General features: G+C 57.2%; 17 protein-coding genes. 6 read left to right on the forward strand and 11 right to left on the reverse strand.

The features are described 5' to 3' along the window. Window positions 1-21: 21 nt before the first annotated feature. From LGH74_RS14565 to LGH74_RS14580, 4 genes are all read right to left on the reverse strand, one after another. Window positions 22-702, reverse strand: a complete 681-nt coding sequence (locus LGH74_RS14565) for a TMEM175 family protein (RefSeq protein ID WP_226176784.1) — start codon at window positions 700-702, stop codon at window positions 22-24. Between the two features lie 150 nt (window positions 703-852). Further along, a complete protein-coding gene (locus LGH74_RS14570) occupies window positions 853-1,515 on the reverse strand; it encodes a DUF4142 domain-containing protein (protein ID WP_226176785.1) in 663 nt (220 codons plus the stop codon). Window positions 1,516-1,656: 141 nt separating this feature from the next. Beyond that, on the reverse strand, window positions 1,657-1,893 hold the full coding sequence (locus tag LGH74_RS14575; RefSeq protein ID WP_226176787.1) for a hypothetical protein: 237 nt from the start codon (window positions 1,891-1,893) through the stop codon (window positions 1,657-1,659). A 38-nt stretch (window positions 1,894-1,931) separates the two neighbouring features. Further along, entirely contained in the window at window positions 1,932-2,516 is a 585-nt protein-coding gene (locus LGH74_RS14580) for a DUF4142 domain-containing protein (protein ID WP_226176789.1), read from the reverse strand. Window positions 2,517-2,709: 193 nt separating this feature from the next. Between LGH74_RS14580 and LGH74_RS14585 the strand changes: the two genes are divergently transcribed. Further along, window positions 2,710-3,570: a hypothetical protein gene (locus LGH74_RS14585; protein ID WP_226176791.1), complete on the forward strand. Its 861-nt coding sequence runs from the start codon at window positions 2,710-2,712 to the stop codon at window positions 3,568-3,570. A gap of 198 nt (window positions 3,571-3,768) precedes the next feature. Here LGH74_RS14585 and LGH74_RS14590 read toward each other — a convergent pair whose 3' ends face one another. The 3 genes from LGH74_RS14590 to queA all read right to left on the reverse strand — a co-directional run bounded on the left by LGH74_RS14590 (window position 3,769) and on the right by queA (window position 6,502). Then, complete coding sequence (locus LGH74_RS14590; protein WP_226176792.1) at window positions 3,769-4,548, reverse strand: enoyl-CoA hydratase-related protein; 780 nt, start codon at window positions 4,546-4,548, stop codon at window positions 3,769-3,771. 75 nt (window positions 4,549-4,623) lie between these two features. Continuing rightward, window positions 4,624-5,349 (reverse strand): 2-C-methyl-D-erythritol 4-phosphate cytidylyltransferase, encoded by a 726-nt coding sequence (locus tag LGH74_RS14595; RefSeq protein ID WP_226176793.1) that lies wholly within the window; start codon window positions 5,347-5,349, stop codon window positions 4,624-4,626. Between the two features lie 103 nt (window positions 5,350-5,452). Beyond that, window positions 5,453-6,502, reverse strand: coding sequence for a tRNA preQ1(34) S-adenosylmethionine ribosyltransferase-isomerase QueA (gene queA, locus LGH74_RS14600; protein WP_226176794.1), 1,050 nt, complete (start codon window positions 6,500-6,502; stop codon window positions 5,453-5,455). 202 nt (window positions 6,503-6,704) lie between these two features. Between queA and LGH74_RS14605 the strand changes: the two genes are divergently transcribed. From LGH74_RS14605 to LGH74_RS14620, 4 genes are all read left to right on the forward strand, one after another. Beyond that, window positions 6,705-7,964, forward strand: coding sequence for an ABC transporter permease (locus LGH74_RS14605; RefSeq protein ID WP_226176795.1), 1,260 nt, complete (start codon window positions 6,705-6,707; stop codon window positions 7,962-7,964). A 206-nt stretch (window positions 7,965-8,170) separates the two neighbouring features. Next, window positions 8,171-9,034, forward strand: a complete 864-nt coding sequence (locus LGH74_RS14610) for an LOG family protein (protein ID WP_226176796.1) — start codon at window positions 8,171-8,173, stop codon at window positions 9,032-9,034. A 171-nt stretch (window positions 9,035-9,205) separates the two neighbouring features. Next, complete coding sequence (locus LGH74_RS14615; RefSeq protein WP_226176797.1) at window positions 9,206-9,850, forward strand: RBBP9/YdeN family alpha/beta hydrolase; 645 nt, start codon at window positions 9,206-9,208, stop codon at window positions 9,848-9,850. Window positions 9,851-9,912: 62 nt separating this feature from the next. After that, window positions 9,913-11,085, forward strand: a complete 1,173-nt coding sequence (locus LGH74_RS14620) for a lycopene cyclase family protein (protein WP_226176798.1) — start codon at window positions 9,913-9,915, stop codon at window positions 11,083-11,085. Between the two features lie 235 nt (window positions 11,086-11,320). Here LGH74_RS14620 and LGH74_RS14625 read toward each other — a convergent pair whose 3' ends face one another. The 3 genes from LGH74_RS14625 to LGH74_RS14635 form a co-directional block, all read right to left on the reverse strand. Next, window positions 11,321-12,100 carry an ABC transporter ATP-binding protein gene (locus LGH74_RS14625; protein WP_226176800.1) on the reverse strand — a complete coding sequence of 260 codons (780 nt, stop codon included), beginning with the start codon at window positions 12,098-12,100 and terminating at the stop codon, window positions 11,321-11,323. A 32-nt stretch (window positions 12,101-12,132) separates the two neighbouring features. Beyond that, entirely contained in the window at window positions 12,133-12,354 is a 222-nt protein-coding gene (locus LGH74_RS14630) for a DUF2795 domain-containing protein (protein ID WP_019948259.1), read from the reverse strand. Between the two features lie 133 nt (window positions 12,355-12,487). Beyond that, window positions 12,488-13,792 carry a DUF349 domain-containing protein gene (locus tag LGH74_RS14635; RefSeq protein WP_226176801.1) on the reverse strand — a complete coding sequence of 435 codons (1,305 nt, stop codon included), beginning with the start codon at window positions 13,790-13,792 and terminating at the stop codon, window positions 12,488-12,490. A gap of 522 nt (window positions 13,793-14,314) precedes the next feature. Here LGH74_RS14635 and ettA point away from each other — a divergent pair. After that, window positions 14,315-15,979 (forward strand): energy-dependent translational throttle protein EttA, encoded by a 1,665-nt coding sequence (gene ettA, locus LGH74_RS14640; protein ID WP_226176802.1) that lies wholly within the window; start codon window positions 14,315-14,317, stop codon window positions 15,977-15,979. A 272-nt stretch (window positions 15,980-16,251) separates the two neighbouring features. Here ettA and LGH74_RS14645 read toward each other — a convergent pair whose 3' ends face one another. Beyond that, entirely contained in the window at window positions 16,252-17,478 is a 1,227-nt protein-coding gene (locus tag LGH74_RS14645; RefSeq protein ID WP_226176803.1) for a hypothetical protein, read from the reverse strand. Window positions 17,479-17,501 lie beyond the last annotated feature (23 nt).

Consider the following 17,501-nt stretch of genomic DNA (forward strand, 5'->3'; position numbering starts at 1 on the left):
GTTGTTGAGCTAACACCGTGCTCAAGCCAGCACTTTGCCGCCGTGCCTTTGCTCATAAGCGGCACACAAGCGCTGATACCGTTTGCGCTGCAGAAAGGCCAGCAGCGGAAAAGCCACAGCCGGAATCATGCGCAGGGCCAGGGGCGGCAGCACGAAAGCCAGGGCAATGCTGCTGATAAACACCACCGGCGACATCAGCGGGCGGGCTATGTCGAGGTCGGGGTGCTCGTGCTCGGGAGCGGCTACTACCTGGTTGCCGGCATTGCTGAGGTGGCGCTGCAGGGCAATCTGCATGATACCGGTGAAGGCAATATTGATGCTGTACAGAATCCAGGGAGTGCGCAGCAGGCTGTATTCGCTCTGGTAGGCGGTGGTAAAGGGCATCAGGATGATGCTGAGCAGAAACAGCAGGTTCAGCCACAGCAGCCGGTTATTGAGGCGGCGCACAAAGCGGAAAATGCGGTGATGGGCCGTCCAATAAATGGCAATGATGAAGAAGCTCAGAAAGAAGCCCACGAACTTCGGAATCAGATGGGCCAGCACCGAAAGCACCGCCGATTCGGTGGGATGCTCCAACTCGGGCACCTTTATTTCGATGACCAGCAGCGTAATGGCAATGGCAAACACGGCGTCGGTAAACAGGATAACCCGTTCGATCTGGAATGCGTCGCGGTTGTGCTGCGCTTTTTCATTGCCATCCATAAAGCTGCTAAAGCCGGGGAAAGTGAGTCGGCCGGCCTAAATATAGTCCCTATGGTATAAGAGGCCAACTCCCGCACGAGAAAGTGCCCCAACGCAAAAAGCCGTTGCAGACGATTCTGCAACGGCTTTCACTGGTCAATTGAAGCGCAATTACATCTTCATGTCGCTGTGCTTCTTCGACATATCCAGGTGGCCCTGCACCACGGGTGTCACCTTGCTAATGAAGCCCTGCAGGTCGGCGTCCTGGGTCATCGTTTGGTGGGCCTTGAGCGTATTCAGCGTTTTTTCGTGGTCCATCACCATCTGAGTCATGTACTTGTCCTCAAAGGCTTTGCCCGAGAGGCCGCGCATGCCGGCGGCAATGGTTTTGTGCTCCGCGTCCATATCGGCGGGCAGTACCACGTTCTTCTTGCCAGCAATAACCTTCAGGTCAGCCGTCGATTTGGTGTGGTCCTTAATCATCATGTTGGCGTGCTCTTTCACGGCGCCCGTCACGCCTTTTTCGAGGGCCAGCTTGCTAAGCTGAATCTCGTTCTGGTCGCTGTGCGCCGCCGACTGCATAAACTCCGGGTCGGTAGAGTGCGGAGCAGTCGGGCCGCCGGCCGCGTTGGCGTTCATATCGGCCGGGGCAGTGCCGGTGGCGGCAGCGCTGCCGGCGGCGGTGGCATCTTCGGGCATGGTAGTAGCCATCGAATCACCGGCAGTGGTATTGTTGCCGGTGTCACCAGCTTCCGAGGCGGTGCTGTTGTTGCTGCTGCAGGCGGCTAAGGTCATCAGGCTTGCGCACAGCAAGCTCATTGAAATGCGTTTCATAGTAAGTAGTGGTTTGGTTAACAGGGGAAAGAGGGCGGAGTAAGCGGTATTCTGAATGGCCACAGCTTCTGAGGCGTTGACCGGAATAGGGCAAAAGAGCGGAGTAAATTGGTAAAGCAGAGCGGCTAACAGCCGGGTAGGCTATTTGGCCATTCCGGTATTATCGGCCGTGGCCGAGTCGCTGTTGGCGGTTACCGTGGCGCCGGCGTCGTTGTCGATTACCGTAGCATCGGCCTGCACGCCACCTTCAGCGGCAGCTTCGTTCATGTCACTTACGGCTTCACCAGAGGTACCATCGGTACGCTTGTCGGCGCTGTCGCAGCTGCTTAGCGAAAGGGTTGCGGCCAGAGCCAGCAGCGAGAAAATGCGGATTTTCATAGGGGTTTTATGGTTGGTAAGAAATCGGGAATACGTCATTACGGCAGGTCTTCCACCTGTTCGTTTACCTCTTTGGCCATGTCCAGGTGCTCTTTCAACACGGGCGCATATTTGGCCGCGAAGCCCCGGATGTCGCCATCGTAGGCATCTTCGCTCATATCTTCAAACTCACCCACGTCCTTCTTGTGGTCGTCAACCATGAGGGCCATGTACTGCTTGTCGAAGGCAGTGCCCGTGAGGGCCGAAAGCTTGGCGTAGGTGTCTTGCTGCTCGCGGCCCAGGCTGGCCGGCAACACGAGGCCTTTCTGCCCAGCCAGTGTTTTGAGGGCCGCATTGGCTTCGGCATGCTGCTCTACCATGTGCTGGCCAAAGGTCTTGACGGCGGGCTGAGTGGCTTTCTGCTGGGCCAGCTTGCCCAGCTCCACTTCCAGCATTCCGTCACTGGCCGCCTCCACCATAAACTCGGCGTCGCGCTCCTGCTTCTCGGTCACGTTGTCGTCGCCAATGCGCTTTTCATTCTGGAACTGCGCTTCCGCTACCGGGTCTTTCTGGCTCGCGTCGGGAGAACAGGAGGCCAGTCCCAGGAACCCGGCCAGCATTAAAAATCGAGAAGAATGGAGCATAGTAGGAAGCCTGAGGAATGGTCGACAGCAGAGCTTTTCTCTATACGGCCTGCTTGTGCAGTGGTTCAGTATGGAATAGTTCCGGCAAGGAAAAAAAAGTTTGCGCCCTGCTTAAACCACCGATTCGGAAGGCACTCTAACGGCTACAAAACCAGTAAGAACCACACTCACACTTTTTCCAACCTCCCATCTCATGTCTACCGTCACGCTCCGCTCTTTGGGTCTTGCTGCCTGCGCCAGCACCCTGCTTTTCTTTACCGCCTGCAACAAAGACCGGGAAGCGGCCACGCCGGAAAACCTGGAATCGGCCGAGGATAGCGGTAATGCGGAGGATGAAAACGCCGCCATCGGCGACATCATCGAAGTAGCCGCCCCCGACAATGAGAAACTCTCGAACGGTCTGGTGCGGGAGCCTGCCGATGTGCTGCGCGTATTTGGGGCCTGCGCCCAGCGCAGCTACAATGCCGAAACCCGCACACTCACCATCGATTTCGGCGCCACCAACTGCGTGTGCCCTAATGGCAAGACCCGGCGCGGTAAAATTGTGGTGGTATTCGGTGGGCCCTACCGCGTAGGCGGCGCGGTGCAGGCCGGAGCCACGGCCACCGTATCGTTGGTCAACTACTTCGTGAATGACAAGCAGCACACTGGCCTGCGCACTTTCACCAGCCTGGGCAATGGCTCCTTCACCCTGGACGTGCAGAATGCTAGCATCATCACGCCCGATGGTACCCACAGCTGGTCGTCGCAGCGCACTTACACCCGCACGGCTGGCTTTGGTACACCTACTATTCAGGATGATAAATACCTGGTGACTGGCCAAGCCGCCGGCACCAACCGCAAAAACGTGAGCTACACAGCCCAGATTCAGCAGCCCCTAGTGAAAAACTTCACCCTCGGCTGTGCCCGTCACTTCACCGCCGGCACGGTAGCCATCAGCAACTCCAAGGGCAAAAGCCTGCTGCTCAACTATGACCCCACCGGTACCGCTGCCTGCGACAATATTGCCAGCATCACCGTCGATGGTGTTACGCGTACTATCCGCCTGCGCTAAGTAACCAAGCTCCACATTCTGTCTGTTTTGGCAGGAATCAGCAAAAGAAAAGCGGCCCGAGTTTCGGGCCGTTTTTCTTTTATCCGGCTTCGGCAGGGTTGGCTCACAATAACGGTATGCGGATATACTCCTGGCCTGTCTTTTATGAGTCATTATTGACTATCCAAACCTTATGCTGATAGTCGGTAGCATACTTATTTAAAGGCCTTTGAAAACCGGTTTGCGCTTTTCCGTAAACGCGGCTACTCCTTCTCTGTAGTCTGCTGATTCGCCGGCAATCTGCTGGCACTCGGCTTCGTAGTCGAGCATTTGGTCGAGCGAGGCGGCGCCGGCTTTGTTGAGCATCTGCTTGATGAGGCCAATGGATTTAGTGGGTGCGGCGGCGTAGCGCGCGGCCAGGGCCGCCACGGCCGCGTCCAGTTCGGTGGGTGCTACCACCTGGTTTACCATACCCAGCCGTAGCGCTTCGTCGGCGGTTACCTTCGAGCCTAGCGTACAGAGCTCAAAAGCCTTGAGCGTGCCCACCAGGCGCGGCAAAAAGTACGACGAGCCCGAGTCCGGCACCAATCCGATATTTATAAATACCTCAATCAGAGAAGCATCGGTGGAGGCTATCAGCGCGTCGCAGGCCAGGGCCAAGGAACAGCCTGCGCCGGCGGCCACGCCGTTCAGGCGGCCAATAATAGGCTTGGGCAAGTTGCGCATGGCCCGAATGATAGGGTTGTAACGCTTGTGCAGCGTGTCGGCAAAGGAAAACTGCGCTTCATCCTGGGTGGCCTTCAGATCCTGGCCCGAGCAGAAGGCCCGGCCCGCGCCAGTCAGTACCACTACCCGCACGGCCTCGTCGTCGGCAGTGCGTTGCAGGGCGTCCTGCAGCTCGTAGCTCAGTGGGTTATTAAAGGCGTTGAAAACCTCCGGGCGGTTGAGCGTAATGGTGGCAATGCCGTTCTGGACGTCGTAAAGCAGGCTGGTAAACATGAGCAGAGAGCTGAGTAAGTGAATGGGTGGCCGTAAAAGTAGTGATGCACCGCCACCATTTACCCTGCGTGCTACTTACTCGTGTTTCAGCTCGGCCCGGAGCAGCGCTTCTGCCACAACCAGGTCTTCGGGCGTCGTGATTTTCAGGTTGCGGTAGTCGCCGGGCACCAGATATATCGGCTGCAGATCCTCTACCACGCTGGCATCGTCGGTGAAAGTGTTGAGCTCCGGCAATTGGTAGGCCCGCCGCAGCAGGTTCAGCTCAAAGCACTGGGGCGTTTGCACCAGCCGCAGCCGGGCGCGGTCCAGAGCATAGGAGCCCTGCTGGGCCAGTCCCCGCACCGAGTCTTTGGGGGCTACAGCCGCTACGGCCGCGCCGTGTGCAGCGGCGGCGGCGTAGGTTTGCTCCAGCACTTCCGCCGACACCAGGGGCCGCACACCATCGTGCACGGCCACGATGCCCTCAGTGTAGGTTGCCAGATGTGCCAGTCCGTTGCGTACCGAAGCCCAGCGCGTAGCCCCACCGGCTACCACCGCGTGTTGAATCGTGACGTTGTGCTCGACGCACAGCTGCTGCCAAACGTCAAACTGTTCGGCCGGCAGTACCACCACGCACTGCTCAACGCCCAGCGCAGCCGCCGCAAACCGGCGCAGCGTGTGCAGCAGTACCGGCTCACCCAGCAGGTTCAGAAATTGCTTGGGCCGGTCGGCGCCCATGCGGGTGCCGCTGCCGCCCGCCACCAAAATGGCATAGCGGGGCCCCTGCGGAGGCTCGGGGTTTGGGTTGATAGAATCAGTCATAGCAAGGAGAGGAAGGGCCAGCAAATTACGAAAGCCACCGTATGCAAAACGCCGAATACCCTGCGGGCATTCGGCGTTTCAACAAAATTAGGCAGGAAGCTGACTACAGAATCAGCATGGCGTCGCCGTAGGTGAAGAACTTGTACTTCTCCTTAATGGCCAGCTGGTAAGCCTCAATCAGCAACTCATGACCGGCGAAGGCCGAGGCCATCATCATCAGGGTGCTTTCGGGCATGTGAAAGTTAGTCAGCAGCGTGTTGGCAATCTTGAACTCGTGGGGCGGGAAGATGAACTTGTCGGTCCAGCCCTGGTTTTCCTTCAGGCGAGCATGGGCCGATACCGACGACTCTAGGGCACGCATGGTGGTGGTACCCACGGCACACACGCGTTTCTTGGCGTCGAGGGCGCGGTTCACCAGCGTGGCGGCTTCCGCCGATACGATGAAGTTTTCCGAGTCCATCTTGTGCTTGGTCAGATCTTCCACGTCCACGGGGCGGAAGGTGCCCAGGCCTACGTGCAGCGTTACGGCTGCCACGTCCACACCTCTGATTTCCAGGCGCTTCATTACCTCGCGGGTGAAGTGCAGACCAGCGGAAGGCGCGGCTACGGCACCCTTATGCTTGGCATAAATGGTTTGGTAGCGCTCTTTGTCGGCCGGCTCGGCGTCGCGGGTAATTACCTCGCGGGGCAGGGGCGTTTCGCCTAGGTCGTTCAGGGCTTTGTAGAACTCCTCGTCTGAGCCATCAAACAGGAACTTGATGGTGCGGCCGCGCGAAGTGGTGTTGTCGATAACCTCGGCTACCATGTCGCTCTCACCGAAGTAGAGCTTGTTGCCAACCCGAATCTTCCGGGCCGGGTCTACAAGAACGTCCCAGAGGTGGATTTCCTTGTTCAGCTCGCGCAACAGGAACACTTCGATCTTAGCGCCCGTCTTTTCCTTGTTGCCATACAGTCGGGCCGGAAACACCTGAGTATCATTGACTACAAAAACGTCACCCTCGGTGAAGTACTCGATGATATCCTTGAACACGCGGTGCTCAATCTTGCCGCTGTCGCGGTGCAAAACCATCAGGCGTGATTCATCACGAGTCTTGGCCGGATGTTGCGCCAGCAGGCTCTCAGGCAACTCAAATTTGAACTCGGACAGTTTCATGGGCTAAAACAAAGGCAATAGGAGGGGAAGCTAACAAAATTTTGGGTTGGCAAAAGTACGTACAATGGCCGGATAAATCGTTACTTTTCGCCCGGAAAGGTGAACTGGTGAGATAGTAAAATAAGGAGCTGCCGTTCAAGCTGCTCTATCCACACCATCAGAATATTAAACTCACTATTTCACCATCTCACTATTTCACTTCATGAAAACGCTGCGTCTGACTCTGGAAAGCTTCCGCTTCGCGTGGCAAGCCCTCAAATCAAACCTGCTCCGCACAATTTTGTCGCTATTGGGCGTTACGGTGGGTATTTTCGCCATCATTGCCGTCTTTGCCGTCGTCGATTCGCTCGAGGCCAATGTGCGTAAGAGCATGAGCTTCGTCGGCGACAAGGTGATTTACGTGGGCAAGTGGCCTTGGTCGTTCGGGGGCGAGTATCCGTGGTGGAAATATTTCAACCGGCCCGTGCCATCGGTGCGCGAATTTCGGGAGCTACAGAAAAACCTGGGCCCCAATAACAACGGCGTGGCCATTTTCGGGGCCGTGGGTGGCCGCGTGCTCAAAGCCGGGAACAACAGCGTATCCGACTGTGCCCTGCAGGGCGTCAGCTTCGACTACCGTAAGGTATCGGATGTGCCCGTGGCCGAGGGGCGGTACTTTACTACTCAGGAAGTAGATGCAGCCCGCAACGTGGCCATCATTGGGGCTACTATTGCCGAAAACCTCTACCCCAACGGCAGCGCCATTGGACAGGAGTTTAAGGCCCAGGGCCAGAAGTTTATTGTGGTGGGGGTGATGGAAAAGGAAGGTAAAAAGCTGCTCGACACGCCCAGTAATGATACCAATTGCCTGATTCCCTTTGGTATGTTTACCAAAATGTTTGCCCTGAACACCGGCGGCATGACGGGCGTGACGCCGACCATTGCCGTAAAAGGCACCGACCAAGACGCCGGCTTGCTCGACTTAGAATACGAGCTGCAGGGCGTGATGCGCAACATTCGGGGCCTCAAGCCCCGGCAGGAAGATAACTTCGCCCTGAACCGCCCCGAAATGCTGGCCAACGCCATTACCCAGTTGTTCTCCATCATTGGGGTGGCCGGCGCGGTCATTGGCTCATTTGCCATGCTGGTAGGCGGCTTCGGCATTGCCAATATCATGTTTGTGTCGGTAAAGGAGCGTACCAACATCATCGGGATTCAAAAGTCGCTGGGGGCCAAAAATGCCTTTATTCTGTTTCAGTTTCTTTTCGAAGCCGTTTTTCTGTGCTTACTTGGCGGCGCGGCGGGCATCTTTCTGGTGTTTCTTATCACCCTGATTCCCCAGGATTCTTTGCCGTTGTTCTTATCGGCCGGCAATATTGTGCTGGGCCTCACGGTGTCGGTAGTAATCGGGATGCTGGCCGGTATTATTCCAGCCGTGCTGGCTTCCAATATGGACCCGGTAATTGCTATTCGCTCCAAGTAAGGCGTAAAGTAGCCGGCTCAACGGCAGCCGGTTAGGCTATTGTTAACAAATTGTTAACTTGCACGCCCCAATTTTTGGTCGCCCTGCTTTGCGCGGGGCGGCTTTCTTTTGCTCCCACCTTCCTATTTTTTTCACTAGCGGGTCAGTTGTACCGCTACGGGCAACGTCGTTGCCTCCAGCTGACCCTGCAATTCCCATGTGTAGCCATGACGAAACTTAAAAAAACCAGTCGGACCAAAGCGTCCGACGAAGCGTTGAACGCGGGCAGCGGCCAGACCATTGTACAGCCCAACGTGAACGACAACAAAGTCACCAGCATCAGCGACATCCGGGAGCAAACCCACGGGGAGCGCACGGTGCAGGTAGATGACGAGCAGCGCATCCGCAAGGCCTTCGTCGATAAGGACTGGAACGAAATCAAGATTGCCGACTCCTGGCAGATCTTCAAGGTAATGGCGGAGTTTGTGGAAGGCTTCGAGAAGATGTCGAAGATTGGCCCGTGCGTGTCCATTTTCGGCTCAGCCCGCACCAAGCCCGACAACCCGTATTACCAGATGGCCGAGGAAATTGCGGCCAAGCTGGTGCGTCACGGCTACGGTGTTATTACGGGGGGCGGCCCCGGCATCATGGAAGCCGGCAACAAGGGTGCCCGCTCCGAGGGCGGCAAGTCGGTAGGTCTGAACATTGAGTTGCCTTTCGAGCAGTTCAACAACATCTACATCGACCCCGACAAAATCATCAACTTCGACTACTTCTTCGTGCGTAAGGTGATGTTCGTGAAGTATGCCCAGGGCTTCATCGGCATGCCCGGTGGCTTCGGTACGCTTGACGAGCTGTTTGAGGCCATTACCCTGATTCAGACCAAAAAAATCGGCCGTTTCCCCATCGTGCTGGTGGGTACCAAATACTGGAAAGGCATGTTTGAGTGGATTCAGCAGGCTATGCTGGAAGACGAGCACAACATTTCGCCCGAGGACATGGACCTGGTGCAGCTCGTGGACGACGCGGCTTCGGCCGTGAAAATCATCGACGATTTCTACTCCAAGTACCTGTTGTCGCCTAACTTCTAGGCCGACAGCTGTACTAAGCAGGAAAGCCGGGCAAATGCCCGGCTTTTTTTGTGGGTGCCAGGTGCGTCAGCAGCACTACTATTCATTCGTCGTAAAGTCGTGCCGCGTTTGGTTTGCTTCTGCTTAACTACTTTATTGTTCGTTCCCATCCATTCTTTACGACCCTTATTCATGGCTTTAACCAAACACATCTATGTAGCCCCCCGGTGGGGTGGTTCCCCGCGCGACGACTGGTATCCGTGGCTGAAGCGGGAGCTGGAAGCCCTGCCGGAGGCACGGGGTTTTGAGTACCAGGTGCACCTGCTGGATATGCCCGCCTGGGACCTACCGGAAATTGACCACGCTATAGCTCACCTATCAGCAATTTTGCCGGCCGATAGGCTCAACGCGGATGTGCTGCTGGTGGGCCACAGCGTGAGCTGTCTAGCTATTCTGCACTATCTGGCCAAAGTGGGAGCCGCATTCCCCACCCAGCCGCCCCAGGTGGGAGGCGTGGTGTGCGTGGCGGGCTGGTTTTCGGTTGACAGCCCGTGGCAGGAAGTGCTGAACTGGATTCATGCCCCGATTGACTTTGAAGCGGCCCGGCGCCTGATTCCGGATAATAAGTTGGTAGTACTGCTTTCTGACGATGACCCGTACACGTCCGGCTACCAGGAAAATAAGCGGCTATGGGTAGAGCGGCTCCATTCCCAGGTGCATATTCTGCCCGGCCGGCAGCGGCAGCACTTCAGCGCCCAGCTCGACTCGGATATTCTGGACGCTATTCGGGACCTGGCCAGCGAGGTACCGCAGCCAGTGGCGGGTAGTCAATTGTAGCAGGAACGCTGGAAGCACACCGGTTCGGAAACAAATCCGGGCCGGTGTGCTTCCTTTGTTTCGTGAAGCAGCCCGACTTTGACTACTTACTTGCCGGCGGCGGTGCGGCGGGCCTGAGCCTGGCCTACCACCTGAGCCTGGAGCCGCGCCTGCGCGGCAAGCGGGTGGTAGTGGTAGAGCCCGACGCCAAGGATCAGAATGACCGGACCTGGTCGTTCTGGGCCGATGCGCCTACTGCCTTCGACCCCATCGTGGCGCACGAGTGGCAGCAGCTGGCCTTTCGGAGCCCGACGTTTGAGCAAGTCTTTCGTCTGCTGCGCTACCGCTACAAAATGATTCGGGGCCTGGATTTCTACCAGTTTGTGCGGAGCGCGCTGGCCCAAAATCCGCAGTTTACGTTCGTGCGGGCTACCGTAGAATCGTTGGTCAATACGGCCGACGGCATCGAGGCCCGCACCAGTACCGGTGTGCTTACCGCCCGCTACGCCTTCGACAGCCGCCCGCCCCAGCTGGAGCAGCAGCCCGATAAGTACCGGTATCTGCTCCAGCATTTCGTGGGCTGGGAAGTGGAAACCGACCACGACGTATTCGACCCGGCCACGGCCGAGTTCATGGATTTCAGGGGCCCTCAGCACCAGGAGGCACGGTTTATCTACGTGCTGCCGTTCAGTCCACGGCGGGCTTTGGTCGAGTACACGCTGTTTTCGGAGCAGGTGCTGCCTAAGGCCGAGTACGAAGCGGCCATGGACGACTATCTACGCAACACGCTACGCGTAAGCGCCTACACCATTCTGAGCGAGGAAATAGGCGCCATTCCGATGACCGACCATCCGCTGGCGGCCCAGGACGGAGCCCATATCATCAACCTTGGCACCCGGGCCGGACGGGCCAAGCCCAGCACCGGCTACGCCTTCAAGCGGATTCAGGACCATAGCGCCCGACTGGTGCAGGCCCTGGCCGCCACCGGCCAGCCGCCCAAAAACCCGACCGGCGACAAACTCCAGTTTCACCTGTTCGACACCCTGCTGCTGGACATCATGCGGCGCCGCGGCGAAACCACCCGCACCATTTTCACCGAGTTGTTCCGGCACAACCCTTTCGAAAGAATCCTGGCCTTCCTGGACGAACGTACCAACTGGCTCGACAACTTTCGGGTAATGAACTCCGTGACGCCTTGGCCCTTTCTGCGCTCCATCTGGCACGTGCTGCGCCGCCGGCCGGGAAAAAGGGAGTAATGTGCTCAAAGGCTGATGAGGTTGAATGTGGTAAACGCGAATGATGGGTCATTATGAGGCGCAGCCGAAGCAATCCATTCACTGAAATGTGCTGAGTGTCCTTCACTGAAAAGGCCTCTACCACGCAAGTAGTAAAGGGCTTTCTGGTAATGGGACAGGTCATACTGCGGGACGGATGGCTTCGGCTCTGCCTCGCTAAGACACGATTTTAACTCACCATTTCACCACCTCACCACTACTTCACCGCTAAGCTCTCCTCACTTTCCAGAAAAGCCCGCTCGGCCTGCACCACCGCTGCCGACAGCGGCTGGAGCACTGGCTCGGGGCGCGAGAGGTTTAGGAGGTAGCCGGGCAGGACGGCCAGGTTGTCGAGGTCGTGGGTAATACAGAGGATGGTTTTGCCGGCCTGGATTACCCATTCCTCCAGCAAATTGAATACGCGGCGGCGGTAGTACACGTCGAGTTGCTGGGTGGGCTCATCGAGGAGATAGAGCCGGGCATCCTGCAAGGCCAGTTGAGCCAGCCACACCAGCTGCTGCTCACCACCTGAAAGCTGGGTAAAGTTGCGGCGGGCGAGGTGCAAAGCCCCTACACGCTGCAGCGCCGCCTCGGCCAGGGCATAATCGTGGGGGGTATAGGTGCTCAGGAAGCTGTGGTGGCGGAAGCGGCCCATAACTACCAGTTCCAGTACCTCAATGGGAAAGCCTACCGAGCTGCGCTGGGGCAGGTGGGCCAGCAGGCCGGTAGCGGCCGGCCGCCGCACCTGGCGCAAGTCCTGGCCGGCTACTTCTACGTGGCCGTGGTAAGCCAGCTGCCCGGTGAGGGCCCGAAACAGGGTAGTTTTGCCGCAGCCGTTGTGCCCGATGATAGCCACGAAAGCCGGCGTGGGCAAACACAAAAAAAGGTTGCGGAGCAGAACGCGCTGTTCGTACCCCGCAACCAAATTTTCGATGTTAATTGTTGGTTGCTGATTGTTGATCGGTTGGTTACTCAAAACGGAGTTTACAGCCTGCATTCAACAATCAACTTTTAACAATCAACATTTCCCTAGTATTCGTCTTCGTTGAACATGAAGTCCTCTTTGGTCGGGTAATCCGGCCACACTTCTTCGATGTTCTCGTACGGCTGACCGTCGTCTTCCAGTGCCTGCAGGTTTTCTACTACTTCCATCGGGGCACCCGAGCGGATAGAGTAGTCAATGAGTTCATCCTTGGTGGCAGGCCAGGGGGCATCTTCCAGATACGAAGCCAGTTCGAGGGTCCAATACATAGTCGTGTGTGCTACAAAAAAAGGTTGGCAAAAGTAGTGTTTAAATTAACGCAGGAGCCGCCTACTTGCAAAACACGGCTCAGGTAGAATGGTTGCTTCAGCAGGACAACGTAAAATACCGCTGAATGTTGGGCTACGCAACTAAGCGACGCTGTAAGATTTCGATCAGCTCGGTTTTGGTGCGGATTTTCCGGTCGAAAGCCCGCACTTTGCCCTGCAGCATGGTCCGGAAAGCGTCGTTGCCGGGCGAGTCGCTGAGCTTACCCAGGTTTTCCTGCAGCACCTCGCGCTCCTGCTGATCCGACTTGATGAAGTCGCGCAGGGACTGAATGCGGGTATTTACCTGCTCTTCTTTCGACAGAATCTCGGTGCTGCCCGCCTGGCGCTTGCGGATATAGTGCTCCAAAGCACTCATTTCAAATACCTTGTCGCAGGCCAGAATGAAGGCCTCCCACACCCGATCCGACTCCTCGCCACGCACGGGGCCCACCTTTTTCCAGGCGGCCTGTAGCTCTTTGGCCCGGGCCACTGCCTCATTCATGGGCCGGTCGAGCAGGGCATCGGCTTCGGCTACCAGGGCGCGCTTGCGGCTCAGGTTGTCGTCGGGGCCGGCGGAGGGTGCCTCCACGCGCTTGGTGTTAATATGCTCCTTGAGACGCTCGAAGAAGTGGTTGTGGGCTGCCCGGAAGCGCGTCCATAGCTCGTTGGCCTGCTTGCGCGGCAACGAGCCACCTACTTCCTTCCACTCCTGCTGCAGCTGCTTAAGCTTGGCGGTAGTATTCTCGAAATCGTCGGTGTTCTGTAGGGCTTCTGATTTGTGAATCAGCTCTTTGTACTTATCGAATACGCGGTTGGTCATGGCCTTTTTCTGGGCCATAAACTCCTTCTTCTTCACGAAGAAGTTCTCCACCGCATTATGGAAGCGCGACTCCAGCTCCTCGGTAATCTGCTTTTCCACCGGGCCGGTCTTAATCCAGGCCTGACGCAGATCCTTGAGCTTGTCGCCGGCCGCTTGCCAGTCGATGGTATCCTGCAAGGCTTCGGCTTCCTGAATCAGGCTGATCTTGGTGGCCAGGTTTTTTTCCCGGTTGCGGGCAATGGTCACCTTGATATTCTCCTCGGCCTCGGAAAGGCGGCGGTGCAGGGTTTCGAAGTCGCCGAGGCCGTCGTAGGTAGCAGTCTGGTCTTTGAGGTGCAGGGCCTTCATCAGGAAGGAGCCCTTGTTTTCCGACTCCTCCATCTTCTGGAGGAGCTCGTCTACTTTGGCGCGGAAATTTTCGAAGCGTTGGGCAAAGTAAAGCAGGGCGGCATCTTCCGAATCTTTTACTAGGCCTACCTGCCGGGCGGGCAGGTTCATTATCGGTCGGAGCCACACCTGGTCGCCCTCAATGTAGCCATAACGGCGAGCTTCGGCCAGTACGTGGTCTTGTTGTTCCATAAACTAATAACGCGGGGCGAATAGGGGTGAAGTGGGAGTTCAGAGCGGAAATATGAACAAGATTTACGGCATGCCTAATAGTTCCGGTTGATTTTTAGCCGTTGCCAGGCATTCTGCGGAATCTTACGCCGGGCTACCTACCTTTGGTGAACCAGCTCCGGCCGGGCTGCCGAGAGGCAGCCGAATCCGAAGTTGGCCTCCGCAAGGTAGGCTACGCACTGACTGCCTGCACGGTTATGGCAGGCGGCCAAGCAGTGGCCAGCAAATCAGGGGTGCAGTTGCGGCAAACCCAGCAGGTTAAACTCCTCAATGAGCCCGCAAAATATCGAGTATTAGCAAACCGCCAACTGTTTACCTATTCTCGCGGTCAGGTTAAACACCACGCCGGCCCCGAATCCAGGGCTAAACCACCCCAAAGAGGCCAGAATTTGGTCTGTAATAGGGTAGCGCTGGTTGTGAACCGGCAGTATTTCTTTCCTTTTCTTTTCAAGCCCCAGGCTCTTTACTTCCAACCACCCTTCCATGAGCGACCAGACGATTATCTTTTCGATGGCCGGCGTGACCAAAGTGTACCCGCCGCAAAAACAAGTTCTCAAAAATATTTACCTCTCGTTTTTCTACGGGGCCAAAATCGGGGTGCTCGGCCTCAACGGCTCGGGCAAATCGAGCCTGCTCAAAATCATTGCCGGCGTCGATAAGCAGATTCAGGGCGACGTGGTATGGTCGCCGGGCTACACGGTGGGCTACCTGGAGCAGGAGCCCCAGCTCGACCCCACCAAAACGGTGCTGGAAGTAGTGCAGGAAGGCACCGCCGAAACGGTAGCGCTGCTCAAGGAATTCGAGGAAATCAACGAAGCCTTCGGTGGTGAAGACCCCGACTTCGACAAGCTGCTGGAGCGGCAGGGCACCGTGCAGGAGCGTCTCGACCAGCTCGACGCCTGGAACCTGGATAGCAAGCTGGAGCGCGCCATGGACGCGCTGCGCACCCCCGACGCCGACGCCATCATCGGCAACCTCTCGGGCGGCGAAAAGCGCCGGGTGGCGCTGTGCCGCCTCTTGCTGCAGGAGCCCGATGTGCTGCTGCTCGATGAGCCCACCAACCACCTCGACGCTGAAAGCGTGCTGTGGCTGGAGCAGCACCTGAAGCAGTACAAAGGCACCGTCATTGCCGTAACCCACGACCGGTACTTCCTCGACAACGTGGCCGGCTGGATTCTGGAGCTGGACCGCGGCGAGGGTATTCCGTGGAAGGGCAACTATTCGTCGTGGCTGGAGCAGAAATCGAACCGCCTGGCCCAGGAAGAGAAAACCGAGAGCAAGCGGCAGAAAACCCTGGCCCGCGAGCTGGAATGGGTGCGCATGTCGCCCAAAGCCCGGCAGGCCAAGAGCAAGGCCCGCGTGGCCGGTTACGACAAGCTGGTGAGCGAAGAAGCCAAGGAGAAAGAGCAGCGCTTGGAGCTGTTCATCCCCGACGGCCCGCGCCTGGGCTCCCAGGTGATTGAGGCCCACGGCATCACCAAGGCCTTCGGTGACAAGCTGCTGTTCCACGATTTGTCGTTTGCGCTGCCCCAAGGTGGTATCGTGGGCATCATCGGGCCCAACGGCGCGGGCAAGTCCACGCTGTTCCGCCTCATCACCGAGCAGCTGCAGCCCGACGCGGGCAGCTTCGAAGTGGGCCCCACGGTGCAGTATGCCTACGTAGACCAGCAGCACGACACGCTGGAGCCCAACAAGTCGGTGTTCGAAACCATTTCGGGCGGCACCGAAACCATGCTGCTGGCCGGGCGGCCGGTGAATGCCCGCGCCTACGTGAGCAACTTCAACTTCCGGGGCGGCGACCAGGAAAAGAAAGTCGGCAGCCTCTCGGGCGGCGAGCGGAACCGGGTGCACCTGGCCACCACGCTCAAGCAGGGTGCTAACCTGCTCCTGCTCGATGAGCCCACCAACGACCTGGACGTGAATGCCATCCGGGCGCTGGAAGATGCGCTGGAGAACTTCGCCGGCTGCGCCGTAATCATCAGCCACGACCGGTGGTTTCTGGACCGGCTGGCCACCCACATCCTGGCCTTCGAGGGCGACTCGGAAGTGGTGTGGTTCGAGGGCAACTTCTCTGACTACGAGGAGGCCAAGAAAAAGCGACTGGGTGATGTTGAGCCCAAGCGCGTGCGGTATAAGAAGCTGGGGTAGGGAATACAGCTTTACTCTGCATGGTACAAGCAAGAAAATACCAGCAGAATTAGGCCATAATCAGCTCTTGAAATGATGAGTACAGATTGAGCCCTGGGCCGGAAATTAATTTTCCGGCCCAGGGCTCAATCTATTTTGTACAAACGGCAATAGGTAATCTTACTGCGGTGTAGTTCCTGCTCTGGAATAGTTCTGGGGTACAATGTGTTAGGGGGGAGGCTATGCTATGTCAGGTATTCGTTGACATAGCTAGCATTGCTTGTCCGAGTAAGCTATTTGCCGTGAGCTAGCTTAGGGCTCCAGTTATTTTTTGCAATATCTTCGGTGCTGAGATAGTCCGTATAGCTGCACAAACTGCCCGCAAGAATAATTTCTCCCGCCTGCCCAAATACGAGGTAGCTCAGCTCGGTTCCGGCGCTGAAATTCAGCTGATCATTACGCCACAGGCTGTGCGTTCCACGGGTACTGCCCTTGGAGTTGGCCTGTAGTTTTAGCAGGTACGTATTGGTGCCCTGGTATTCTGCCGCGAGTCGCTCGGCCTGCAGAATGGATTGAGTAGGTGCTGCTGCCGATACCAAGAGCGTCTGGAGTTGGCTGTAGGCTTGTTGCAGAGCTGTGAGTTTAGCAATAAGACTGTTGTAGTGGTCTAGTTGCAGCTGTTCGGGCGAATCGGGCGCGGTTGGAATAGGCAAAGAGAGTAGCTTGTTCTGCAAAATTGGCAGTATAGCCTGCCCCGTTTTATGAGTTGCGGCTATAGCATCCAGCATAATAAAAAAGGCTGAATCCTTCGTGTCGGTTAGTAGGCCGGGTGGAAATGCGGCTGGTGCAATTACCCGCCATTGTGGCTCAGCGGTGTGTAGAAGGTGCGTAAATGTTGCCACCAGCAGCATTTCATTCTCGGGGAAGACCGTGTTTTTAAAAGTGGTTGTGGTAAGAAACAAAGACACCAAATCGGCGGCCGTGCGCACCATACCCGCCGCCGCGCCACCGAGCACTGCTGGTGCCATAAGGCTGGCTGTGGCGGCCATTGCTCGTGCGGGCTGGCCAGGATTCAGCAGTGCCTGAGCCGCCGCAACAGCCTGAGTGTAATCCGTCTTCAACAGGGCCAGTTGCGTGGTAGCGGATGCGTAAAGCTCTAAAGCCGGCAAATTGGCGGGATTTATCAGCACCAGCTTAACAGGACTGCCGAGCGGCTTAGCCGCCTGGTTGCCTTTACTTATATCATTACTGACCTTTGCCTGGAGGCGCTGAATAAACTGGTTGAGCGTGGCGCGTAACGTGGCGTTAGCCAGCACTTGGGTTTCCATAAAAGGAACGTCACCTGGGGTAGCGGCTCCCGTTGGGGCTGTGATGGCTGGTCCCTTATATGCCTCGGCAAAAGCGGCGCGTGCCTTTTTCTCCGAGTCGGCGGCCGCTGATCTTTCGGTAGCTATTTCCTTTTCGAGCTGAGCCCGCGTGAGCTCTTCCCGAAGCCGCTGTATTTCCAGTGAGTCCGGCATGACGAAAGAAGGTATAATGTGTT

Origin of the sequence: Hymenobacter lucidus (genome assembly GCF_020447265.1) — a bacterium.
Taxonomy (GTDB): Bacteria; Bacteroidota; Bacteroidia; order Cytophagales; family Hymenobacteraceae; genus Hymenobacter; species Hymenobacter lucidus.